Consider the following 21,251-nt stretch of genomic DNA (forward strand, 5'->3'; position numbering starts at 1 on the left):
CCCGACTCGCAGGAAGGGGCAAATGGTGTCACAGGATCGGCGGGAAGTGAAATACATCCCGCTCATATGGGTATGCACCGCAGCGGTGCTGGCAGCGCCTGCGCGACTCGGCCGTTAGTTGCGTTTATGCAGGTCGCGCATCGACCTCCCGTGCATTACGCCACCGCCGCCTGATCTGCCTTCGTGGTGCCGAATGCAGGCCCACCCACCTGCCCGCCGACCCGGAACGCGCCGACCGTGTCGCGCAGCCGTGCGGCCTGTTCCTGCAGCGACGCGGCGGCCGCGGCGGCTTCCTCGACGAGCGCCGCGTTCTGCTGCGTCACCTGATCCATCTGCGTGACCGCGCGCCCGACCTGCGTGATGCCGCTCGCTTGCTCCTCGGACGCCGCCGCGATCTCGCCCATGATGTCGGTCACGCGTGCGACGGCCTGCAGGATCTCGCCCATCGTCGTGCCGGCCTGGCCGACCAGCGCCGACCCGTTGCGCACGCGCTCGACCGAATCGACGATCAGCTCGCGGATCTCCTTCGACGCCGTCGCGCTGCGCTGCGCGAGCGAACGCACTTCGCCCGCGACCACCGCGAAGCCGCGCCCCTGCTCGCCGGCGCGCGCGGCCTCGACCGCCGCGTTCAGCGCGAGGATGTTGGTCTGGAATGCGATGCCCTCGATCACGCCGATGATGTCGGCGATCTTGCGCGAGCTGTCGTCGATCTCGCCCATCGTGCCGATCACGCGGTTCACGACGTCGCTCCCGGTACGCGCGATCTCCGATGCGCTGTTCGCCAGCCCGCTCGCCTGCCGCGCGTTGTCGGCGTTCTGCTTCACCGTCGCGGTCAGTTGCTCCATGCTCGCGGCGGTTTCTTCCAGCGACGCGGCCTGCTCCTCGGTGCGCTGCGACAGGTCGTCGTTGCCGGCCGAGATCTGGCGGCTCGCCGACGCGATCGCGCCGGCCGACTGGCGAATCCCGCCGATCGTCGCCTGCAGCCGTGCCTGCATGTCGTGCATCGCGGCCATCATGCTCGTGCGGTCGCCCGCACGCACGGGCACCGGCTGCGTCAGGTCGCCCTGCGCGATGCGCGTCGCGAGCGCGGCCGCTTCGTCGGGCTCGCCGCCGAGGCTGCCGCGCACATTGCGGATGATCACCAGCATCGCCGCGCTGATCACGAAGCCGATCACGAACACGACCGCGAGGTGGCCGAGCAATGTCCGGTAGTAAATGGTGTCGATGTCCTTCAGGAAGACGCCGCTCGAGATGTTCCAGTCCCACGGCGTGAAGCGCGCGACGTAGCTGATCTTCGGCACGGCGGTCTCGCTGTGCGGCAGGCGCCCGCGATACTCGGCGAAGCCGCTGCCGGTTTCCTTCGCGGCGTTCAGGATCGTGACGAACAGCGGCTTGCCGTCCGGGTCGAGATAGTCGCCGACCTGCGTGCCGACCAGCTTCGGCAGCGTCGGATGCATCAGCACGACCGGCTTCGAGTCCATCACGAACACGTAGCCCGAATCGCCGTAGCGCATCGCGGCCAGGCTCGCGAGCGCGTCGCGCTTCGCGTCGGCCTCGGGCAGCGTGCCGCTTTGTGCGAGTGCGTGATACGCCTTCACGATGCCGGCCGCCGAGTCGACGAGATTCGCGATGCCGGCCTTGCGTTCGGCGAGCATCGTCGCGCGCGTCTCGTATGCGCTCCATGCGCCAACGCCCAGGAGACCGATCCATACCAGCGCAAGCGCGAGCCACAGCTTGCGGTTCAAACTCATTCTGCTCATCTGCGTGCCTTTGTCGATGTCGATGCGCACGCTGCGCGCGAACGGCCTGCCGCGCGCAAACGCTTGCCCATTCATTTACGGCACCGAGGCTTACAACTTGAATACGAACGGGCGCCACGCACCGGCGATCGACACGCCGCCCGCGCCCCGCACCGCGACCACCGGCGCGACAGCCCGCATCCGCTGTGCTAAAAAGACCGGCCAGCCGGCACGCGAAGAGCCGGCACCATTCCGGGGCCATCCATGTACGTCATCGACATTCACTACACCGCATCGCTCGAGCGCATCGACGACGCGCTCGAGCGCCATCGCGCATTTCTGCAGCCGCAGTTCGACAAGGGCATCTTCATCGCGGCCGGGCCGAAGGTGCCGCGCGAAGGCGGCGTCATCCTCGCGGCCCGCATCGATCGCGACGAACTGGACGCGATCCTGAAGACCGATCCGTTCGTCATCGAAGGGCTCGCCACGTATCGCGTGACGGAATTCCGGATCACGCGCGCCGCATCCGGCTTCAACGTACCGGCGCTGCCGTAACGCGACGCCTGCGCGATGCGCGCGCAGGCCGACACGCCGCCCGACGCACGGCGCATGCAATCAACGAGGGAAGCGGGAAAGCGTGACGGCGCGTAGCGGCCGTCACGTGATCGCCGGGCCGGGCGCCCGGCGGCGGCCGGTCAGTCGACCAGCAGCTTCAGGTCGTGGACCCACGGGCCGGGGCCCTGGCCGTCGCGCACGAACAGGCGCAGCTTGCCGTCGCGATCGAACACGTAGCTCGCGGCGGTGTGATCCATCGTGTAGCTGCCGGGCGTCTTGCCGGGCACCTTCGCGTAGTACACGCGGAAATCCTTCGTGACCTTCTTCAGTGCCGCTTCGTCGGCCGGCCGCAGGCCGATGAACGACGGATCGAACGCGGGCACGTACTGGCCGAGCAGCGCCGGCGTGTCACGCTCCGGGTCGACGGTCACGAACAGCACCTGCACGCGCTTCGCGGCATCGGGCCCGAGCTGCTTCAACGCTTCGGACAGCTCGGCCATCGTCGTCGGGCACACGTCCGGGCAGTGCGTATAGCCGAAGAACATCACGACCGCACGGCCCTTGAAGTCGGCGAGCGTGCGCACCTTGCCGGACGTATCGGGCAGCGAGAAGTCGCTGCCGAATTGCGTGTTGCCGGTGATGTCGAGATTCTGGAATTTCGGCGCGTTGTCGCATCCGGCGAGCAGCAGCGCTGCCGTGAATGCGCACGCGAGCATCCAGCCTTGGCGCGCGCGGCGCCCGAACCGTGATTGGAGCATTGCGTTCAAACCGTGCGGTTACACGCCGAGCAGCGGGCGTGCATAGTGATCGACGAGCAGCGCAGCGAACAGCAGCGACAGGTAGACGATCGAGTAGCGGAAGGCCTTGCGGGCGAGTTCGTCCGAATAGTCGCGATGGATCTTCCACGCATACGCGAGGAACACCGCGCCGAGCAGCACCGCGCTCGTCAGGTAGACGGCTCCGCTCATCCCGGAGATGAACGGCATCAGCGTGACCGCGAACAGGATCACCGTGTACAGCAGGATGTGCAGCCGCGTGAACTTCTCGCCGTGCGTGACGGGCAGCATCGGCAGCCCCGCGTTCTCGTAATCCTTGCGGCGATAGAGCGCGAGCACCCAGAAATGCGGCGGCGTCCACACGAAGATGATCAGCACGAGGATCCACGCGTCGCCCGGCACCGCGCCGGTGACCGCGGCCCAGCCGAGCGCCGGCGGCATCGCCCCCGATGCGCCGCCGATCACGATGTTCTGCGGCGTCATCGGCTTGAGCAGCAGCGTGTAGATCACCGCGTAGCCAACGAAGGTGGCGATCGTCAGCCACATCGTCAGCGGGTTCGTGAACGTATAGAGCGTCCATGCGCCGACGCTGCCGAGCACGGCCGAGAACAGCAGGATCTGCGGGGTCGTGATCTCGCCGCGCGCGGACGGGCGCCACGCGGTGCGGCGCATCATCGCGTCGATCTTCTGTTCGACGAGGCAGTTGATCGCGAACGCGGCGCCGGCCAGCAACCAGATGCCGACCGTACCGCCGATCAGCACGTGCCACGGCACCATGCCCGGCGTCGCGAGGAACATGCCGATCACCGCGCAGAACACCGCGAGCTGCGTGACACGCGGCTTCGTCAGCGCCATGTATTGCGAAAACCGGCTACCGGGCGATTGGGAGAGGGTGCTTTGCATGGGGGCGGTCACGCCGGGGCGGCGTCGCGCGCAGGCTGCGCGACACGGCCGGGGCGGCTTGAAAGGGTGCGAAAGTTTAACATGACGACGAGCAGCAGCAGGATCGCGGCCCCGCCGTTGTGCGCGACGGCGACCGGCAGCGGCCACTGCAGCACGATGTTGGTCAGGCCCGTCACGAACTGCAGCAGAACGACCAGCAGCACGCCGTTCGCGGGCCGCCGCAGCGATTCGAAGCGGCGCATCTTCAGCGCGAACGCGACCAGGTACGCGACCACCACGAACGCGAACGTGCGGTGCGTCCAGTGGATCGCGACCAGCGCGTCCTGCGTGATCGCCTCGCCGTCCTTCGTCATCCCGAGCGCGCGCCACAGGTGGAAGCCGTGCTCGAAGTCCATCGGCGGGATCCACTGGCCGTTGCAGGTCGGGAAGTCGGTGCACGCGAGCACCGCGTAGTTGGTGCTCACCCAGCCGCCGAGCGCGATCTGCACGACCAGCAGCACGAGCGCCGCGAGCGCGGCCGTGCGATAGTGGCCGGCTTCGGGGTCGTACGACGGCAGCGGCGTCTGCCGCGCCGCGAGCCAGCCGAGCGTGCCGAGCAGCGTGAGGCCGAGCAGCAGGTGGATCGTGACGATCACCGGCTGCAGCTTCATCGTGACCGTCCACGCGCCGAACGCGCCCTGCACGAGGATCAGCAGCAGCAGGCTCGTCGGCCACCACGGCGACACGTGCAGCGGGCGGCGGCGCAGCCGAGCGGACCACGCGATCACGACCTGCGCGATGATCAGCACGCCGATCGCCATCGCGAAATAGCGGTGGATCATCTCGATCCACGCCTTCGACATGCTGACCGGGCCGGTCGGCATCGCCTGGTGCGCGGCCGTGATCGCGGCGTGCGCAATGAACGGCGACGACGTGCCGTAGCAGCCGGGCCAGTCCGGGCAGCCGAGCCCCGAATCGGTCAGCCGCGTGAAGCCGCCGAACATCACGAGGTCGAGCGTCAGGAAGGTGGTGATCCACACCAGCTTGCGAAACTTGTTGTCGTCGGCCTTCACCCACACGTACGACAGCGGCAGCAGCGCGATGCAGAAGCCGATCAGGCCGAGTTGCAGTAGATACGCCATCGGTTTATTGCCTCTCGTATTGCCTTAGCCGATGCTCGACCACTTCAGCAGCTTCGTCACGTCCGACTTGATCTTGCTGGGGTTCGGATCCTTCGGGAAGCGCATCATCAGGTTGCCGTTCGGATCGACCAGGTAGATGTGGTCGCTGTCCTTCGTGCCCGCGTCGGCCGGCAGCCACGCGGCCACCGCGGCCGGGTCGGCGACGAGACGGCGCGTGTCCGGGTACGCATCCAGTACCTTCTGCGGCGTCGCGCCCGCATCGCTGCGCAGCCACACCATCGTGAGCCGGTGCCGCTCGCCCGCCTGCGTGACGCGGATCTGGCGCATGAAATAGAGCTTCTTCGCGCAGGCCTCGTCGCACGCGCTGCTGTCGGTCATCACGAACAGCCACACGCCGCGCAGCGACGACAGCGGCACGGTCTTGCCGGTTTCGTCGGTCACCTGCAGATCCGCGGGGATCGGGCGCTGCGGCTCGATCAGCGTGCCGTAGTTGGTCGAGCCGCCCTTCGGCTTGATCACGTAATAGGTGAAGTAAGACGCGATCATCGGTGCGGCGCACACGAGACCCAGCAGCACGAGCATCCAGCGGCCGCGCTTGCGGGCCGCAGGCGACGGCGCAGCGGCCGGACCCTGACGGGAAGATTGCATGGACAAATCAGACCTCTCGAAACGAACCCGCGGCGCCGGCGCCGCGTCCTGGCATGGCGCTCACGCGCCGGCCGACTTCTTCGCCGCACGCCGCGCGGCGTACAGCCCGAAGCCGAGCGCGGCCGCCGCCATCGCCCACCATTGAAACATGTAACCGTAATTGCGCTCGACGCCGGTCGTCGCCGCCGGCCAGTCGCGCACGAGCTTGTCGCCGTCATCGCTCGTCTGCTGGATCACGAACGGCTGCAGCGGCAGCCCCGTTTCCTTCGCATACGCGGCGACGTCCAGGTTCTGCCGGATCTTCTGGTGCACCGCCGATCCGCCCTCGCCGAGCTCGAACGCCCGCGACGCGTCGGCGCGCGCAATGCCCACGATCTCGACGTCGCCCGCGGGCGTCGCGAACGGCTCGATCGCCGTGCGATCGGAGATATTGCGCGGCAGCCAGCCGCGGTTCACGAGCACGACGCCGCCGCCCGTGAGTTTAAACGGCATCACGACGTAAAAACCCGGCTGGTCGTTATACGGCCGATTGTCGAGGAACACGGCTTGCTCGGGCAGGAAACGGCCCGTCGCACGCACGCGATGGAACTCGATCGACGCGAGCGGCATCGGCTGCGCGCCGATGTCGACGGGCGCCGCCTGCTCGTAGCGCTCGATGCTCGCCTGCAGCGCTTCCTTCTGGTGCGCGCGGTCGCGCTGCCAGAAACCGAGACGGATCGTGACCGCGACGACGACGAGGATCAGCAACGCGGGCAGCCAGCGAATCTTCATCATGCGGCCCGCCAGGCACCTGCCCGAAAGCGAAGTGCGATAATTATCCTCTTCCTTTCGAATTGCCGTCGTCCGGTTCGTGTCATGCACATACTCGTTCCCATCGCCTTCGTCCTCATCATTGCCAGCATGGGCTCGGCGCTCTACTTCATGATGCACGACCGCGGCCACACGAAACGCATGGTCTGGTCGCTCGCCACCCGCGTCGGGCTGTCGGTGTCGCTGTTCCTGCTCATCCTGATCGCGAACTGGATGGGCTGGATCCATTCGACCGGCCTGCCGATCGGGCGTTGATCCGTTTGCCGCCGCGGCCGCTGTGACATTTCGCCGCATGGCCGCAGCACCAAGCAAAAGCGCCGCCTGACTGAGTCGCGGCGGCGCCCGGGTGGTGAAGGCCGGCAGTCACGCTGCCCGGCCGACCCAATGAAAACGGCCCGCGCATTGCTGCGCGGGCCGTTGTTCCATTTACAGCCAGTAGACGACGACGTACAGGCCGAGCCAGACGACGTCGACGAAGTGCCAGTACCACGCGGCGCCTTCGAATGCGAAGTGGTGATCGGGCTTGAAGTGGCCGCGGATCATCCGCACCAGCACCACCGCGAGCATCGTGCCGCCGAGGAACACGTGGAAGCCGTGGAAGCCCGTCAGCAGGAAGAACGTCGAACCGTACACGCCCGAGTTCAGCGTCAGGTTCAGTTCGTTGTACGCGTGGTAATACTCGAAGCCCTGCAGGAACAGGAAGCAGATACCGAACACGAGCGTCGCGGCCAGCCAGGCGATCGCCTTCTTGCGATGATCGTCACGCAGCGCGTGGTGCGAGATCGTCAGCGTCACGCCCGACGACAGCAGGAATGCGGTGTTCAGCGTCGGGATCGGCCACGGGCCCATCGTCTTGAAGTGACCGGCGAGCGCGGCGGGGCCTTCGTTCGGCCACACGGCGGAGAAATCCGGCCAGATCAGCTTGTAGTCGAGGCTGCCGAGCTGGTGCAGCGCGATCTCACGCGCGTAGAACAGCGCGCCGAAGAATGCGCCGAAGAACATGACTTCCGAGAAGATGAACCAGCTCATGCTCCAGCGGTACGACTTGTCGACGTTCTTGCCGTAGTGACCGCCTTCCGATTCGGCGATCGCGTCGCCGAACCAGTGATACAGCGTGAAGAGCAACCAAAGCAGGCCGAGCAGCGCCGTAAACGGCGCCCAGTCGTGACCGTTGATCCACAGCGCTGTCGATCCGAGCATGACCAGCAGGCCGATGGCCGCGCTGATCGGATGCTGCGACGGATGCGGCACGAAATAGTACGGGGTCTGGTTTTGACCGCTCATGCTTGATTCTCCACTTCAGTCCAATTTGTGTACCGGAAACCGCTCCGGCTTTATTTCTTGCGCGGCGTGACCACCACCGCTCCTTCCTGCACGCGCCACCGTGGCGCCGCGCGCTGCATTCTTTCGTGGCCGCGGGCTTCAGCCCACGACGGCACGCACGATCAGGATCAGCACGCCGATGAACACACCGGCCGCCAGCAACGCGACGATCAGCACGTGCAGCGGATTCAACTGCGTCGCATCGGCCTCCAGGTCGCGCCGCTTGCGCACCCCGAAGAATGACCACAGCACGGCTTTCAGCGCCTGGCCGAACGACCCGCCCCGCTTCTCCCCCGTCATCGCCCCGCCTCCGTCATCATGCGTCCGGCTTCGCCGCGCCCTGCGCCGCGGTCTTGCCCGGCGCCGGCGCCGGCGTGGCCGGCGTATTCAGTTCGAAGAACGTGTACGACAGCGTGATCGTCTTCACGTCCTTCGGCAGTTTCGGATCGATCACGAACACCACCGGCATCTTGCGCGATTCGTTCGCGGCCAGCGTCTGCTGCGTAAAGCAAAAGCACTCGATCTTCTTGAAGAACTCCGTCGCCTGCTTCGGCGCGTAGCTCGGAATCGCCTGTGCGACGACCGGCCGGCCCTGCCCGTTCGTCACGTCGTACACGATCGTCGTCAGCTCGCCCGGATGCACGTCGAGACTGTTGTGCTCCGGCTTGAAACCGAGCGGGCCGCGCGCGTTCGCGTCGAACTCGACCGATACCGTGCGGCTGGTGTCGACCTGCGAGTTCTTCACCTCGCGCTCGCTGACGTCGCGCTGCACCAGGTTGTTGATGCCGGTGATCTGGCAGATCGCCCGATACATCGGGATCAGCGCGAAGCCGAAACCGAACATCAGCCCGGCCACGACGAAGAGCTTCACCAGCATCGAACGATTGAACGCGCGATCGACGGCGCCCTCTTCCGGCTTCGACATACGACAACTTCCTCGCTACTGCGTCTGTTGCTGCATCAGTGAGTGGACAGCCACCACTGCTTGATCACGACACCCACAAAAAAAACGGCGGCGATGACGAGCAGGATGAGGCCGAGCCGCTTGTTGCCCGAGCGAATCTGCTCGGGCGTTCGTCTTTGTTGTGGATTCCGGTTCATCTGAAACTTCGCTGAAACTTCGATTCGGCGCCCGCCGCCCCTGCCGGTACGGCAGGCGGCGGCTGAGCACACGGTGAAACTTACTCGACGTGCGGCGGTTGCTCGAACGTGTGGAAGGGAGCCGGGCTCGGCACCGTCCACTCGAGGCCCGTCGCGCCATCCCACGGCTTGTCCGACGCCTTTTCCAGCTCGCCGCCGCCACGGTAGGCCGGCAGCGCGACTGCGAACAGGAAGTACACCTGCGCGAGGCCGAAGCCGAATGCGCCGATCGTCGCAACCTGGTTGAAGTCCGTGAACTGCGCCGGGTAGTCCGCATAGCGACGCGGCATGCCTGCGAGACCGACGAAGTGCATCGGGAAGAACGTCAGGTTGAAGAAGATCATCGACGCCCAGAAGTGGATCTTGCCGCGCGTCTCGTTGTACATCCAGCCGGTCCACTTCGGCGCCCAGTAGTACCAACCTGAGAACAGCGCGAACAACGAGCCCGCCACCAGCACGTAGTGGAAGTGCGCCACCACGAAATAGGTGCCGTGATACTGGATGTCGAGCGGCGCCATCGCGAGCATCAGGCCCGTCAGGCCGCCGAACGTGAACACGAACAGGAAGCCGATCGCGAACAGCATCGGGGTTTCGAACGTCATCGAGCCGCGCCACATCGTCGCGAGCCAGTTGAACACCTTCACGCCCGTCGGCACCGCGATCAGCATCGTCGCGTACATGAAGAACAGCTGGCCGGTGACCGGCATGCCCGTGGCGAACATGTGGTGCGCCCAGACCATGAACGACAGGATCGCGATCGACGCCGTCGCGTACACCATCGAGCTATAGCCGAACAACGTCTTGCGTGCGAACGCCGGGATCACCTGCGACACGATCCCGAACGCCGGCAGAATCATGATGTACACCTCGGGGTGGCCGAAGAACCAGAAGATGTGCTGGTACATCACCGGATCGCCGCCGCCTGCCGCGTTGAAGAACGACGTGCCGAAGTGGCGGTCGAACAGCACCATCGTGATCGCGCCTGCCAGAACCGGCATCACCGCGATCAGCAGGTACGCCGTGATCAGCCACGTCCACGCGAACATCGGCATCTTCATCAGCGTCATGCCCGGTGCGCGCATGTTCAGGATCGTCACGACGATGTTGATCCCGCCCATGATCGACGATGCGCCCATGATGTGGACCGCGAAGATCGCGAAGTCCATGCCCGGGCCCATCTGCGTCGACAGCGGCGCGTAGAGCGTCCAGCCGGCGGCCGTCGCGCCACCCGGCGCGAAGAACGAACCGACCAGCAGCACGGCCGCAACCGGCAGCAGCCAGAAGCTGAAGTTGTTCATCCGCGCGAACGCCATGTCGGACGCGCCGATCTGCAGCGGAATCATCCAGTTCGCGAAGCCGACGAACGCCGGCATGATCGCGCCGAACACCATGATCAGGCCGTGCATCGTCGTGAGTTCGTTGAAGAACTCCGGACGCATGATCTGCAGGCCCGGCTCGAACAGCTCGGCCCGGATGGCGAGCGCCATCACGCCGCCCGACAGGAACATGATGAACGAGAACAACAGGTACAGCGTACCGATGTCCTTGTGGTTGGTGGCGAACAGCCAACGCCGCCAGCCGTGCGGCATTTCGTGCGCGTGGTCGTCGTGCGCGTGGTCCGCGGCTACGTCGTGCCCGATGCTAGACATGAGAATCTCCTAATGCGAATACGTCGACTAACTCAGCGACACGTCAAGCCGCCGGACCGATCTCGACACGCCGGGCTTCCTTCGCGTCCGCCCCGCCCGTGATCGTCTCCGGCTTTTTGAGAATAATGTGGTCTTCCGCCACGCCTGCTGCCTTCAGCGCGTCGCGCACGGCTTGTGCGCGATGCTTGGCCAGCTCGGCGTTCGCGTCGGCCGAGCCCGTCTTGTCGGTAAAGCCCGACAACGCGAGCTTCGCGTCCGGATGTGCCTTCGCATAGTCGGCCGCGGCGGCGATCGCCGCCTTCGCGTCGGCCGGCAGCACGCTCTTGCCCGTCTCGAAGTAGATCGTCGACAGTGCGGCCGATGCCGCCGGCTGCTCCGCGCCCGACGCAGCCTGCGCCGGCGCCGAAGCGGCCTCCGCCGGTGCGGCTGCCGCTGCGCCCGCCGCGTCTTCCGGCATCTTGCCGTTACGCGCGTCGGCCACTTGCTTCGGCTGCAGCAGGTCGTTCTTGTGGTTGCCCCACGAATTGCGTTCGTACGTGATGACCGAGGCGATGTCGAGATCCGACAGCGACGCCCACGACGGCATCGCGCCCTTGCCGTGCAGCACGCGCTCGACGTGGCCGGCGATCGGGCCGTTCACGATCGGGCTGCCGTCCATGGCCGGGAACGCGCCGAGGCCCTTGCCGCTCACCTGGTGGCAGGCCGCGCAGTTCGCCTTGTAGACTTCCTCGCCGTGCGCGACGAGTTCAGCCATCGTGTAGACCTTGTTCGGATCGACTGCGGCGCTGGCCAGCTTGGCCTTCTGCGCAGTGACCCACTTCGCGTAGTCGTCATCCGACAGGACTTCGACGACGACCGGCATGTACGCGTGTTCCTTGCCGCACAGCTCGGTACAGAAACCGCGGAACGTACCGACCTTGTCGGCCTTGAACCACGTGTCGCGCACGAAGCCGGGGATCGCATCCTGCTTCACGCCGAACGCGGGCACGTACCACGAGTGGACGACGTCGTTCGCGGTCGTGATGATGCGGATCTTCTTGTTGACCGGTACGACGAGCGGGTTGTCGACTTCCTGCAGATAGGTGTCGGTGATCGGCTTCTTGCCCATCACTTCGTCACGCGGGGTGCTGAGCGTCGACAGGAAGCCGATGCCTTCGCCCGGACCCTTCACGTAGTCGTAGCCCCACTTCCACTGGTAGCCGGTGACCTTGATCGTGAGATCGGCGTTCGTCGTGTCCTTCATCGCGACGACGGCCTTCGTCGCCGGCAGCGCCATCAGCACGACGATGACGAACGGCACGATCGTCCAGATGATCTCGACGGTCGTGCTTTCATGGAAATTGGCGGCCTTGTGGCCCTTGGATTTGCGGTGCGCGAAGATCGAATAGAACATCACGCCGAACACGCCGACGAAGATCACCGTACACAGGATGAGCATCATCGTGTGGAGATCGTAGAGCTCCTCGGCGATTTTCGTGACCGGCGGCTGAAAGTTGATCTCGTTGACGCGGGGGCCGCCCGGGCTATCACCGACCGCCAGGGCGGCACCGGCAAAGAGCAATCCGCTGCATGCCAGCACGCCCGTGAGGGCTCGCTTGATTGTTTTCATAGCATCCTTACCCAAAATTTCCATTCAAACCCTCCCCCGTCGCAAGCCGCCGGCCCTATCCGCCGGTGCCCGCGCCTCGTCAGCCGCAGCGCCTGAGCAACACGCGCAGTTCGTCGGCGAACTGCGCACGCTTGTACTGCACGAGATGCTGCCCGATTACGACGGTCTGCCCGCGCGATACCAGCCGAATCGGATCGCGTGGCGTCGCACCCGGCTCGACCCGCACCCAGCGCGGGTTGAATTCGATCTGCGTGAGCCGCTCCGCATCCATCCGCTCGATCACGAGCCGGTGCGGATACAGCCTGATGCGTTCGTAATCGACTGCATGGCGAGCATAGATCGCAAATGCGACACCCACAGCCAGCAACTCGATTCCGGTAAAGGGCATGACGAGCCAAGCTCCCCGCCACATCAGCAATGTCGCGATCACCAGCGAGAAGCCCGCGAGCGACACGTAAAACAGCACGAACTGACGCGGCGACGCCGAACAGTTGCGTTTCATGAGCCAGTCTTCGAGGACCGGCTCGCCGTTCGTCGTCTCCGCCAAAACCCTCGCTGCTTCCATCGCCGCCTCACGCGAATGGCATGCGATGCATGCCTGCATCGGACTCGTCGCCCCGTATTGCGGGGACCCCGGGACGACAAGCTGACGCATTATAGGCGGGTTCAATGGCATCCACAAGCAAGCGACTATCGGCCCGCGAGCCAAGCGCGACAAGCTTTCCGGCCATTTCAGGCGCCAATTAGACCCTGCTTTGCGCCGCTAATTTCAGACATAACAAAACCCCTCTTTACCGCTTTACCGATTCTTCGGACGCCCCTTTCCGATGTCCTCGATGCGCACGATCCCGTGCCCTTCGGCGGTCGTGCGCGGTACGGCCTTCCATGCGTGGCCGTAGATCACTTCGAACGTCAGCGGAATCGTGCCGTCCGCGCGCCGGCGGGCCTCCAGCGCGTCGCCGAGCGCCGCGCGAAAGCGCCGCGTCGCACGTTGCGGCGCCTCGCGCTCGAACGGATAGGCGCCCCAGCGGCGCACGTCGGCCAGCAGGGAGTCGGGGGATTTGTAGGTGACGGTCAGCACCTCCTGATCCATCACGGGAATCTCGAAGCCGCTCTCGACGAGCATGTCGCCGAGGTCGTGCATGTCGACGAAATCGATCACGCGCGCGGCGGGCGACGCGATGCCGAGCGCCGCTTCGGCGTCCGCGCAGGCCGCGCGCAGTTCACGCAGGGTATCGGGGCCGAGCGTGCTGAACATCAGCAGCCCGTTCACGCGCAGCACGCGCTGCCATTCGGGCAGCACCGCGTCCGGGCGCGAATGCCAGTGGAGAGCGAGATTCGACCAGATCAGGTCGAACGCGCCGCCGGGGAACGGCAGCGCGGCGAAATCGGCCTGCGCGACGCGCGGGCCGCGCTGGCCCAGTGCGCGGCCGAGCGAGGCCGGCAGCCAGCGGCGCCAGCTCGTCTGCTCGACCTCGCGCTGACCGGCTCGCGCGAGCATCGCACCGGACAGGTCGACGCCGAATACGGGCGCCTCCGGAAAGCGTGCGCGCAGCGCCGGCAGATCGTCGCCCGGGCCACAGCCCGCGTCCAGCACGGCTGCGGGGCTCACCTTGATGTATTCGAGGCGCTCGTTCATGCGCTGCGCGATCTCGCGCGGCAGGAACGCGACCGCATCGAACGTGGCGGCACGGCGATCGAAGATCCGCCGAAGGCGCCTTGCGTCATTGGCCGGACGGCCGGTTGAAGTCGAAGCTGGGGACATGTCGGGCACACTGGCGAAGAGCCCGAAGTATACTCGCTCGCCCCGCAGGCTTCATTGAGGCGGGGTGTCAGGAGTGTTGCGATGATCCGCAGTTCCGCCCGACGCACGATGCGCGTCGCTTTGTCGCAGGTTCGCGCGCTGGGCGCGCGCGTCGCCGCGGTCGCGCTGCCGAATCGCTGCGCACTGTGCGGCAATTTGTCACACGCTGTGATGTGCGGCGCCTGCGACGCCGCGTACTGGAACGAAGCCCGGCTGCGCTGCGACGTCTGTGCGCTGCCGCTGGGCATCGGGCCACCGCGTTCGGCCCCGCCCCGCGGCGCTCGCGCCGGCGCCGGCCGCGCGGCCGCATACCGGTGTGATGCGTGCCGTGCGGCGGCGCCGCCGTTCGATGCAACGCTCGCGCTGGCGGATTACCGCGCGCCGCTCGACGGACTCGCGCGCGGCCTGAAGTTTCACCGGCAACTCGCGCTCGGCGCCGAATTCGCGGCACGCCTCGCGCGGTTGATCGACGATACGCCCGGCGCCGGCGGCTTCGACCTGGTGGCGCCCGTGCCGCTGTCGCACCGGCGGCTCGTCGCGCGTGGCTACAACCAGGCATGGGCCATCGCGCGCCCGCTCGCGCGGCGGCTCGGCGTGCGCGCGGATGCGACGCTGCTCGCGCGGGTCGCCGACACCGCGCCGCAGTCGCGGCTCGACCGGCACGCACGGCGCGACAACGTGATGGCCGCATTCGCGGTGGCGGGTGGCGTCGCCGGCCGCCACGTCGCGCTCGTCGACGACGTGATGACGTCCGGCGCGACGCTCGCGGCCGCCGCGCACGCGCTGAAAGCGGCGGGCGCCGCGCGCGTGACGAATCTGGTTGCGCTGCGCACCGCCAGGGATTAATTAGTTAGAGAGGCCAGCCACCCGAACACGGCGGCGGCCGCCACGAACCGGCCGGTCGGGAACGCGCACATTGCGCCGCCCCGGCCGGCCCAGCCAGACCGAAACATGTTCAACGTCGTCCTCGTCGCCCCCGAAATTCCGCCGAACACCGGCAACGTGATCCGCCTGTGCGCCAACACGGGCGCGCGCCTGCACCTGATCGAGCCGCTCGGCTTCCCGCTCGACGACGCGCGGATGCGCCGCGCGGGCCTCGACTATCACGAGTATGCGCAGATGCGCGTGCACCGCGACTGGGATGCGTTCGTCGCGACGGAAACGCCCGACCCTGCGCGGATGTTCGCGTTCACGACCCGCGGCTCGGGCCGCTTCCACGATCATGCGTTCCTGCCCGGCGACTGGTTCGTGTTCGGCTCGGAAACGCGCGGCCTGCCCGCCGAGCTGCTCGAGCGCTTCCCGAACGAACAGCGCGTGCGCCTGCCGATGCGGCCGGACAACCGCAGCCTGAACCTGTCGAACACGGTCGCGGTGGTCGTGTTCGAAGCGTGGCGCCAGGCCGGCTTCGAAGGCGGCGCATGACGCTTGCGCGCCGCATCCCGCTCCGCGGGACGCGTCACGTCCGCGCGAGTCGCGCGCGATACAGGTCGTAGATGTCGGGAGAAAAGCACGCGAACACCACGCGTGCGAGGTTCGGCGCCTGCGGCAGCATTTCGGCGACGGTGCCGACCGCAATCTCGACGGCTTCTTCAGCCGGATAGCGATAGATGCCGCAACTGATCGCCGGGAACGCGATCGACGTCGCCGCGACCTCCTCGGCCAGCTCGATCGCGCGCCGGTAGCACGACGCGAGCAGGTCGGCCTCGCCGCTCCCGCCGCCGTGCCACACCGGCCCGACCGCATGGATCACGTAGCGCGCCGGCAGCCCATGGCCGCGCGTGAGCTTGGCGTCGCCCGTCTCGCAGCCGCCGAGCGTGCGGCATTCGGCAAGCAGGCTGGGGCCGGCCGCGCGGTGGATCGCGCCATCGACGCCACCGCCGCCGAGCAGCGAACCGTTCGCGGCGTTGACGATCGCGTCGACATCGAGCGTCGTGATGTCGACGACCTGCGCATCGAGCGTGGTGGAATGGATCTGCAGCATGACAACCTCCCGGAACGCCGGAGACTGTTCAAGCGTAGCGCGCTTTGACGCCGCGCGCCCGAAGCGAACACGGCGCTAGGCGGCGCCGGGGCGCCCTACTCGGCGCGCGCGTCGCGCCGCAGCAGGCCGCTGACGGCGTCGCGCGGCGCGATGCCGTCGAACAGCACGCCGCACACGGCTTCGGTGATCGGCATTTCGATCGACTGCGCGCGCGCGATGGCCAGCACGGCCTGCGCGCAGCGCACGCCTTCGGCCACGTGGCCGAGCGCGCCGAGGATGTCGTTCAGCGTGCGGCCGGCCGCCAGCTGCAGGCCGACCGTGCGGTTGCGCGACAGGTCGCCCGTTGCGGTGAGGATCAGGTCGCCGAGGCCCGTGAGGCCCGTGAAGGTTTCCGCCCGGCCGCCGAGCGCGACGCCGAGACGCGACATTTCGGCAAGGCCGCGCGTGATCAGCGCGGCGCGCGCGTTCAGCCCGAGACCGAGGCCGTCGGCGATGCCGGTCGCGATCGCGAGCACGTTCTTCACCGCGCCGCCGACCTCGACGCCGACCACGTCGTCGCCCGTATAAATCCGCATCGCGCCGTGATGGAACGCGGCGAGCGTGCGCTCGCGGCATTCGGCCGACGTACTCGCCACCGTCAGCGCGACGGGCAGCGACTGCCCGACTTCCCGGGCGAAGCTCGGCCCCGACAGCACGCCGTTGCTGTGCTGTTCGGGCAGTTCGGCCGCGATCACCTGATGCGGCAGCAGATGCGTGTCGGCCTCGAAGCCCTTGCAGACCCAGACGACGTGCGCGGGCACGCAGCCTGCATCGCGCATCGCGTGACACAGCGTGCGCAGCCCGGCCACGGGCGCGGCGATCACGCACAGTGCGTCGTCCGCGGCGCCATGGGCGAGCGCGGCGCCGAGATCGGCGTCGTAGCGCAATGCGTCAGGCAGCGCGATGCCGTCCAGATAGCGGGAATTTTCGTGCCGGGCCTGCAGCCCGGCGATGAGCGCGGCGTCGCGCGCCCACAGAAGCGTATCGTGCCGCGCGGCCAGATGGCCCGCGAGCGCGGTGCCCCAGGCACCGGCGCCGAGAACGGCTACTTTCATACCCAGCACCGGTCCTCCGAGTGAAACGTCAGTTCAGCGTCGTGCCGTTCGGCGCGCCCGCTGCGGCGCCGGCCTGCTGCTGAAGCTGCGCGAGGCGCTGCTCGTACAGCGCCTGGAAGTTGATTTCCGCCAGGTGGATCGGCGGGAAGCCCGCGCGCGTGATCGCGTCGGCGATGTTCGAACGCAGGTACGGGAACAGGATCGTCGGGCATGCGATGCCGACGAGCGGGTCGAGCTGTTCGTCCGGAATGTTGCGGATGTCGAAAATGCCGGCCTGCTTCGCTTCGATCAGGAACGCGACCTTGTCCTTCACCTTCGCGGTGACGGTACCCGACACGACGACTTCGAACACGCTTTCCGCGAGGCGGTCGGCCTTGACGTCGACTTCGACTTCAACCGACGGCATGTCCTGCTCGAGGAAGATCGCCGGCGAATTCGGCTGCTCGAGCGACATATCCTTCAGGTAGACGCGCTGGATGTTGAAGAACGGTTGGTTTTCGACGTCGGACATGGTGTTTCCCTAAAAGTGGTGACGGAGCGGCCCGGCTTCTCGCCGGCCGCCACGGATGAATCCTGCGCGCCCAAGCCGCGGCGCGGCCGGCGGCCATTCTGCCCTAATCAGGCCGCTTGCAGAAGCGGGACGAGCCCGCCTTCGCGGTCAAGCTTCGACAGATCGTCGTAACCGCCGACGTGCGTGTCGCCGATATAGATCTGCGGCACCGTGCGGCGCCCCGTGCGCGTCATCATTTCGTCGCGGCGCGCGGGATCGCGGTCGATCAGCACCTTCTCGATCTGCTCGACACCGCGCAGCTTCAGCAGGCGCTCGGCCTGGATGCAATACGGACACACCTGCGTGCTGTACATCAAAACCTTGTTCACTTCGCCACTCCTTGTTTGACGACCGGCATCCCGGCCTGCTGCCAGGCGGCCACGCCGCCCTCGAGCACGTGCACCTCGGCGTAGCCCGCCGCCTCGACCTCGCGCGCCGCCTTCTGCGACTGCTGGCCGTTCTGGCAGACGAGCAACACCGGCGTGCTCTTGTTCTTCGCGACCTGCGCGATCTTCGTGCCGATCTCGCCCGCCGCGACCTGACGTGCCGACGGCAGGTGGCCGGCAGCGAAATCGGACGCGGCGCGCACGTCGATCACGACCGCGTTGCGGCGGTTGATGAGTTGCGTCGCCTCTGCGGCCGACAGGCCGCCGCGGCCGCGGCGCAGCGCGGGCCAGGCCAGCAGGCCGCCGGATACCACCAGGATCGCGATAAGGGCCAGGTTGGTGTAATCGGTAAAGAACGTCACGGAATTCCGCCGGAAAAAGAGAAATCGGATGAGGACAATCCCGCCATTATAAAATAACCGTCTTGCGCGATGGCGGGCCCGGGTCGGGTCCTGCGCGACGCGCCACAGCTTCCTTCACTACCGACCGCAAGATCCATGTACAAACTCGTTCTCATCCGCCACGGCGAATCGACGTGGAACAAGGAAAACCGCTTCACCGGCTGGGTCGACGTCGACCTGACCGAGCAGGGTCGCAACGAGGCCTACCAGGCCGGCGAATTGCTCAAGGAGGCCGGCTACACGTTCGACATCGCGTACACGTCGGTGCTCAAGCGCGCGATCCGCACGCTGTGGCACGTACAGGACCGGATGGACCTCATGTACCTGCCGGTCGTCCACTCGTGGCGCCTGAACGAGCGCCACTACGGCGCGCTGTCGGGTCTGAACAAGGCCGAAACGGCCGCGAAGTTCGGTGACGACCAGGTCCTCGTGTGGCGCCGCAGCTACGACACGCCGCCGCCCGCGCTCGAGCCGACCGACGAACGCGCGCCGTTCAACGACCCGCGCTACGCGAAGGTGCCGCGCGAGCAGTTGCCGCTCACCGAGTGCCTGAAGGACACGGTCGCGCGCGTGCTGCCGCTGTGGAACGAGTCGATCGCCCCGGCGGTCCGCGCCGGCAAGCAGGTGCTGATCGCCGCACACGGCAACTCGCTGCGCGCGCTCATCAAGTACCTCGACGGCATCTCGGACAGCGACATCGTCGGCCTGAACATCCCGAACGGCGTGCCGCTCGTGTATGAACTCGACGAAAACCTGAAGCCGATCAAGCACTATTACCTCGGCGACCAGGACGCGATCGCGCAGGCGCAAGCCGCCGTCGCGAAGCAGGGCAAGGCGGGCTGACGCCCGTCGGCCGGGCGAGCCGGGCGGGATGCGTCCGGTGCGGTTCGCCCGGCCCGAGCCCCGCCCGTTGTCCGGCACACCGCGCGAACCTTCGCGGCTCCGGCGCTGTCGAATCCGCTTTCGAACCCGCAGCGCGCCCGGCAGTGCCCCGCCGGGCCGGTTCCGGGCCCTTTTCGACGCTTTTCGCGCCGTTCCACTGAGTCATCGGACGAACAGTTATACTTGTCCGCTACATCCCCGCTACCGCCACGCGCTTCCCGACCGCACCAGATCTCTATGCGAATGAAATTGAAGAACATCGGCCTGATTGCCGCGGGCCTCGCCACGGGCGTGTTCGCCACGCTGCAGGTTTCCGCATCGGCCGAGCAGACCGCCACGGCGCCGCTTCCCCTCGACCAGCTCCGCCTGTTCGCGGAAGTCTTCGGACAGATCAAGCGCGAGTACGTCGAACCGGTCGACGACAAGAAGCTGCTGACGGCCGCGATCAAGGGCATGGTGTCGAGCCTCGACCCGCACTCGTCGTTCCTCGACAAGACCGACTATGACGAGTTGCAGGAGCAGACGAAGGGCCGCTTCGCGGGTCTCGGCATCGAGATCTCGCAGGAAGACGGCCTCGTCAAGGTGATCTCGCCGATCGAAGATACGCCCGCGTTCCGCGCCGGCATCCGTCCGGGCGACCTGATCACCCGCATCAACGACAAGCCGGTGCGCGGCATGACGCTCGACAAGGCCGTGAAGCAGATGCGCGGCGAGCCGGGCACCAAGGTCACGCTGACGATCTTCCGCAAGAGCGACGACCGCACGTTCCCGGTCACGGTTACGCGCGCGATCATCAAGGTCCAGAGCGTGAAGATGAAGATCCTCGATCCGGGCTATGCGTATGTCCGCATCACGAGCTTCCAGGAGCGCACGACACCCGATCTCGCCGCGAAGCTGCAGGACATCGCACGCCAGCAGCCGAACCTGAAGGGCCTCGTCCTCGACCTGCGCAACAACGGCGGCGGCCTGCTGCAGAGCGCGGTCGGCGTGGCCGGCGCGTTCCTGCCGCCCGACTCCGTCGTCGTGTCGACCAACGGCCAGATCGCCGATTCGAAGCAGGTCTACCGCGATACGTACGACAACTATCGCCTGCCGTCCTTCGACGGCGATCCGCTGAAGAACCTGCCGCCGGTCTTCAAGACCGTGCCGATGATCGTGCTGACGAACGCCTATTCCGCGTCCGCGTCGGAAATCGTCGCCGGCGCGCTGCAGGATTCGAAGCGCGCGCAGATCATGGGCAAGACGACGTTCGGCAAGGGTTCGGTGCAGACGGTCCGCCCGATGACGGCCGACACCGCGCTGCGCCTGACCACCGCGTACTACTACACGCCGAGCGGCCGTTCGATCCAGAACAAGGGCATCACGCCGGACGTGCCGGTCGATCAGTACGCGGACGGCGATCCGGACGACGTGCTCGTGACGCGCGAGGTCGACTACTCGAACCACCTTGCGAACACGCAGGATCCGAACGAGAAGAAGGAACAGGAAGACCGCGAGCAGCGCCGGATGGATCAGCTGCGCATTCTCGAAGAGCAGAACGACAAGAAGACGCCGGAGCAGCGCCAGAAGGATCGCGATCGCAAGCCGATCGAGTTCGGCAGCGCCGACGACTTCATGATGCAGCAGGCGCTCAACAAGCTCGAAGGCAAGCCGGTCCAGGAATCGAAGTCGCTGCTCGCCGAGAGCACGACGAAGAGCCCGGCCGGCAAGGCTGCGGCGGCCTCGAAGGCATCGGGCGCCGGCGCGAAGCCGGCAGCCGCACCGAAGCCCGCGTCGGCACCGCAGTAAGCGCCGGCCGGCATCCGACGGGCCATCGCGGGAAGACCGCGATGGCCCGTTTTTCATGCGCGCCTAAAATAACGACACGAACGCCCGCCTCG

25 protein-coding genes are annotated in these 21,251 nt (G+C 66.8%); 6 read left to right on the forward strand and 19 right to left on the reverse strand.

Features of this window, described 5'->3' with window-relative positions; genetic code table 11:
• Positions 1-155 precede the first annotated feature (155 nt).
• Positions 156-1,760: a methyl-accepting chemotaxis protein gene (locus HWX39_RS26265; protein ID WP_175970696.1), complete on the reverse strand. Its 1,605-nt coding sequence runs from the start codon at positions 1,758-1,760 to the stop codon at positions 156-158.
• 243 nt (positions 1,761-2,003) lie between these two features.
• Here HWX39_RS26265 and HWX39_RS26270 point away from each other — a divergent pair, with 243 nt between their 5' ends.
• Complete coding sequence (locus tag HWX39_RS26270) at positions 2,004-2,294, forward strand: YciI family protein (protein ID WP_069248921.1); 291 nt, start codon at positions 2,004-2,006, stop codon at positions 2,292-2,294.
• 140 nt (positions 2,295-2,434) lie between these two features.
• On the opposite strand, the gene HWX39_RS26275 is transcribed toward HWX39_RS26270, so the two are convergent.
• The 5 genes from HWX39_RS26275 to HWX39_RS26295 are packed head-to-tail and all read right to left on the reverse strand — an operon-like array spanning position 2,435 to position 6,513.
• Positions 2,435-3,052 (reverse strand): SCO family protein, encoded by a 618-nt coding sequence (locus HWX39_RS26275; RefSeq protein ID WP_175970697.1) that lies wholly within the window; start codon positions 3,050-3,052, stop codon positions 2,435-2,437.
• 18 nt (positions 3,053-3,070) lie between these two features.
• The gene (cyoE, locus tag HWX39_RS26280) at positions 3,071-3,973 is read right to left on the reverse strand and encodes a heme o synthase (protein ID WP_006477738.1); all 903 of its coding nucleotides are present in this window, start codon (positions 3,971-3,973) and stop codon (positions 3,071-3,073) included.
• A gap of 8 nt (positions 3,974-3,981) precedes the next feature.
• The gene (locus HWX39_RS26285) at positions 3,982-5,094 is read right to left on the reverse strand and encodes a COX15/CtaA family protein (RefSeq protein WP_175970698.1); all 1,113 of its coding nucleotides are present in this window, start codon (positions 5,092-5,094) and stop codon (positions 3,982-3,984) included.
• Positions 5,095-5,118: 24 nt separating this feature from the next.
• A complete protein-coding gene (locus HWX39_RS26290) occupies positions 5,119-5,742 on the reverse strand; it encodes a cytochrome C oxidase subunit I (RefSeq protein ID WP_175951463.1) in 624 nt (207 codons plus the stop codon).
• Between the two features lie 60 nt (positions 5,743-5,802).
• Complete coding sequence (locus HWX39_RS26295; RefSeq protein WP_244135106.1) at positions 5,803-6,513, reverse strand: SURF1 family protein; 711 nt, start codon at positions 6,511-6,513, stop codon at positions 5,803-5,805.
• Positions 6,514-6,597: 84 nt separating this feature from the next.
• Here HWX39_RS26295 and HWX39_RS26300 point away from each other — a divergent pair, with 84 nt between their 5' ends.
• Entirely contained in the window at positions 6,598-6,807 is a 210-nt protein-coding gene (locus HWX39_RS26300) for a twin transmembrane helix small protein (protein WP_011353273.1), read from the forward strand.
• Between the two features lie 171 nt (positions 6,808-6,978).
• Here the strand turns inward: HWX39_RS26300 and HWX39_RS26305 are convergent, their stop codons facing one another.
• The 8 genes from HWX39_RS26305 to HWX39_RS26340 form a co-directional block, all read right to left on the reverse strand.
• The gene (locus tag HWX39_RS26305; protein ID WP_039346195.1) at positions 6,979-7,836 is read right to left on the reverse strand and encodes a cytochrome c oxidase subunit 3; all 858 of its coding nucleotides are present in this window, start codon (positions 7,834-7,836) and stop codon (positions 6,979-6,981) included.
• 138 nt (positions 7,837-7,974) lie between these two features.
• Positions 7,975-8,175 carry a DUF2970 domain-containing protein gene (locus tag HWX39_RS26310; RefSeq protein WP_175951461.1) on the reverse strand — a complete coding sequence of 67 codons (201 nt, stop codon included), beginning with the start codon at positions 8,173-8,175 and terminating at the stop codon, positions 7,975-7,977.
• 16 nt (positions 8,176-8,191) lie between these two features.
• On the reverse strand, positions 8,192-8,800 hold the full coding sequence (locus tag HWX39_RS26315; RefSeq protein ID WP_011353276.1) for a cytochrome c oxidase assembly protein: 609 nt from the start codon (positions 8,798-8,800) through the stop codon (positions 8,192-8,194).
• Positions 8,801-8,835: 35 nt separating this feature from the next.
• Positions 8,836-8,976, reverse strand: a complete 141-nt coding sequence (locus tag HWX39_RS26320; protein WP_175970700.1) for a cytochrome oxidase small assembly protein — start codon at positions 8,974-8,976, stop codon at positions 8,836-8,838.
• Between the two features lie 80 nt (positions 8,977-9,056).
• Positions 9,057-10,664, reverse strand: coding sequence for a cytochrome c oxidase subunit I (gene ctaD / locus HWX39_RS26325; RefSeq protein WP_031401318.1), 1,608 nt, complete (start codon positions 10,662-10,664; stop codon positions 9,057-9,059).
• Between the two features lie 43 nt (positions 10,665-10,707).
• Entirely contained in the window at positions 10,708-12,297 is a 1,590-nt protein-coding gene (gene coxB, locus HWX39_RS26330) for a cytochrome c oxidase subunit II (RefSeq protein ID WP_175970701.1), read from the reverse strand.
• A 55-nt stretch (positions 12,298-12,352) separates the two neighbouring features.
• Positions 12,353-12,877, reverse strand: coding sequence for a DUF2244 domain-containing protein (locus HWX39_RS26335; RefSeq protein ID WP_175970816.1), 525 nt, complete (start codon positions 12,875-12,877; stop codon positions 12,353-12,355).
• A gap of 195 nt (positions 12,878-13,072) precedes the next feature.
• The gene (locus tag HWX39_RS26340) at positions 13,073-14,038 is read right to left on the reverse strand and encodes a methyltransferase domain-containing protein (RefSeq protein WP_175970702.1); all 966 of its coding nucleotides are present in this window, start codon (positions 14,036-14,038) and stop codon (positions 13,073-13,075) included.
• Positions 14,039-14,119: 81 nt separating this feature from the next.
• On the opposite strand from HWX39_RS26340, the gene HWX39_RS26345 reads away from it, so the two are divergent.
• Together HWX39_RS26345 and trmL are read left to right on the forward strand one after the other, a co-directional pair.
• Positions 14,120-14,923, forward strand: coding sequence for a phosphoribosyltransferase family protein (locus HWX39_RS26345; protein WP_175970703.1), 804 nt, complete (start codon positions 14,120-14,122; stop codon positions 14,921-14,923).
• 105 nt (positions 14,924-15,028) lie between these two features.
• A complete protein-coding gene (trmL, locus tag HWX39_RS26350; RefSeq protein WP_089431718.1) occupies positions 15,029-15,499 on the forward strand; it encodes a tRNA (uridine(34)/cytosine(34)/5-carboxymethylaminomethyluridine(34)-2'-O)-methyltransferase TrmL in 471 nt (156 codons plus the stop codon).
• 34 nt (positions 15,500-15,533) lie between these two features.
• Here trmL and HWX39_RS26355 read toward each other — a convergent pair whose 3' ends face one another.
• From HWX39_RS26355 to HWX39_RS26375, 5 genes are all read right to left on the reverse strand, one after another.
• Positions 15,534-16,058 (reverse strand): O-acetyl-ADP-ribose deacetylase, encoded by a 525-nt coding sequence (locus HWX39_RS26355; RefSeq protein WP_175970704.1) that lies wholly within the window; start codon positions 16,056-16,058, stop codon positions 15,534-15,536.
• 95 nt (positions 16,059-16,153) lie between these two features.
• A complete protein-coding gene (locus HWX39_RS26360; RefSeq protein WP_011353284.1) occupies positions 16,154-17,152 on the reverse strand; it encodes an NAD(P)H-dependent glycerol-3-phosphate dehydrogenase in 999 nt (332 codons plus the stop codon).
• Positions 17,153-17,180: 28 nt separating this feature from the next.
• Positions 17,181-17,663 carry a protein-export chaperone SecB gene (secB, locus tag HWX39_RS26365; RefSeq protein ID WP_011353285.1) on the reverse strand — a complete coding sequence of 161 codons (483 nt, stop codon included), beginning with the start codon at positions 17,661-17,663 and terminating at the stop codon, positions 17,181-17,183.
• Between the two features lie 107 nt (positions 17,664-17,770).
• Positions 17,771-18,031, reverse strand: a complete 261-nt coding sequence (gene grxC / locus HWX39_RS26370) for a glutaredoxin 3 (RefSeq protein ID WP_039346228.1) — start codon at positions 18,029-18,031, stop codon at positions 17,771-17,773.
• Positions 18,028-18,450, reverse strand: a complete 423-nt coding sequence (locus HWX39_RS26375; RefSeq protein WP_011353287.1) for a rhodanese-like domain-containing protein — start codon at positions 18,448-18,450, stop codon at positions 18,028-18,030. Before HWX39_RS26375 ends, grxC begins: the two co-directional genes overlap by 4 nt.
• Positions 18,451-18,585: 135 nt before the next feature.
• On the opposite strand from HWX39_RS26375, the gene gpmA reads away from it, so the two are divergent.
• Complete coding sequence (gpmA, locus tag HWX39_RS26380) at positions 18,586-19,332, forward strand: 2,3-diphosphoglycerate-dependent phosphoglycerate mutase (protein ID WP_021164239.1); 747 nt, start codon at positions 18,586-18,588, stop codon at positions 19,330-19,332.
• A gap of 276 nt (positions 19,333-19,608) precedes the next feature.
• Positions 19,609-21,159, forward strand: a complete 1,551-nt coding sequence (locus tag HWX39_RS26385) for a S41 family peptidase (RefSeq protein ID WP_175970705.1) — start codon at positions 19,609-19,611, stop codon at positions 21,157-21,159.
• Positions 21,160-21,251 lie beyond the last annotated feature (92 nt).

The organism is Burkholderia sp. BCC0322, from assembly GCF_902833045.1.
Taxonomy (GTDB): domain Bacteria; phylum Pseudomonadota; class Gammaproteobacteria; order Burkholderiales; family Burkholderiaceae; genus Burkholderia.

Bases quoted from the DNA above. Each gene is read 5' to 3' on its own strand.
- HWX39_RS26265 (WP_175970696.1), bottom strand. From the start codon at position 1,760: ATGAGCAGAATGAGTTTGAACCGCAAGCTGTGGCTCGCGCTTGCGCTG.
- HWX39_RS26270 (WP_069248921.1), top strand. From the start codon at position 2,004: ATGTACGTCATCGACATTCACTACACCGCATCGCTCGAGCGCATCGAC.
- HWX39_RS26275 (WP_175970697.1), bottom strand. From the start codon at position 3,052: ATGCTCCAATCACGGTTCGGGCGCCGCGCGCGCCAAGGCTGGATGCTC.
- cyoE (WP_006477738.1), bottom strand. From the start codon at position 3,973: ATGCAAAGCACCCTCTCCCAATCGCCCGGTAGCCGGTTTTCGCAATAC.
- HWX39_RS26285 (WP_175970698.1), bottom strand. From the start codon at position 5,094: ATGGCGTATCTACTGCAACTCGGCCTGATCGGCTTCTGCATCGCGCTG.
- HWX39_RS26290 (WP_175951463.1), bottom strand. From the start codon at position 5,742: ATGCAATCTTCCCGTCAGGGTCCGGCCGCTGCGCCGTCGCCTGCGGCC.
- HWX39_RS26295 (WP_244135106.1), bottom strand. From the start codon at position 6,513: ATGAAGATTCGCTGGCTGCCCGCGTTGCTGATCCTCGTCGTCGTCGCG.
- HWX39_RS26300 (WP_011353273.1), top strand. From the start codon at position 6,598: ATGCACATACTCGTTCCCATCGCCTTCGTCCTCATCATTGCCAGCATG.
- HWX39_RS26305 (WP_039346195.1), bottom strand. From the start codon at position 7,836: ATGAGCGGTCAAAACCAGACCCCGTACTATTTCGTGCCGCATCCGTCG.
- HWX39_RS26310 (WP_175951461.1), bottom strand. From the start codon at position 8,175: ATGACGGGGGAGAAGCGGGGCGGGTCGTTCGGCCAGGCGCTGAAAGCC.
- HWX39_RS26315 (WP_011353276.1), bottom strand. From the start codon at position 8,800: ATGTCGAAGCCGGAAGAGGGCGCCGTCGATCGCGCGTTCAATCGTTCG.
- HWX39_RS26320 (WP_175970700.1), bottom strand. From the start codon at position 8,976: ATGAACCGGAATCCACAACAAAGACGAACGCCCGAGCAGATTCGCTCG.
- ctaD (WP_031401318.1), bottom strand. From the start codon at position 10,664: ATGTCTAGCATCGGGCACGACGTAGCCGCGGACCACGCGCACGACGAC.
- coxB (WP_175970701.1), bottom strand. From the start codon at position 12,297: ATGGAAATTTTGGGTAAGGATGCTATGAAAACAATCAAGCGAGCCCTC.
- HWX39_RS26335 (WP_175970816.1), bottom strand. From the start codon at position 12,877: ATGCAGGCATGCATCGCATGCCATTCGCGTGAGGCGGCGATGGAAGCA.
- HWX39_RS26340 (WP_175970702.1), bottom strand. From the start codon at position 14,038: ATGTCCCCAGCTTCGACTTCAACCGGCCGTCCGGCCAATGACGCAAGG.
- HWX39_RS26345 (WP_175970703.1), top strand. From the start codon at position 14,120: ATGATCCGCAGTTCCGCCCGACGCACGATGCGCGTCGCTTTGTCGCAG.
- trmL (WP_089431718.1), top strand. From the start codon at position 15,029: ATGTTCAACGTCGTCCTCGTCGCCCCCGAAATTCCGCCGAACACCGGC.
- HWX39_RS26355 (WP_175970704.1), bottom strand. From the start codon at position 16,058: ATGCTGCAGATCCATTCCACCACGCTCGATGCGCAGGTCGTCGACATC.
- HWX39_RS26360 (WP_011353284.1), bottom strand. From the start codon at position 17,152: ATGAAAGTAGCCGTTCTCGGCGCCGGTGCCTGGGGCACCGCGCTCGCG.
- secB (WP_011353285.1), bottom strand. From the start codon at position 17,663: ATGTCCGACGTCGAAAACCAACCGTTCTTCAACATCCAGCGCGTCTAC.
- gpmA (WP_021164239.1), top strand. From the start codon at position 18,586: ATGTACAAACTCGTTCTCATCCGCCACGGCGAATCGACGTGGAACAAG.
- HWX39_RS26385 (WP_175970705.1), top strand. From the start codon at position 19,609: ATGCGAATGAAATTGAAGAACATCGGCCTGATTGCCGCGGGCCTCGCC.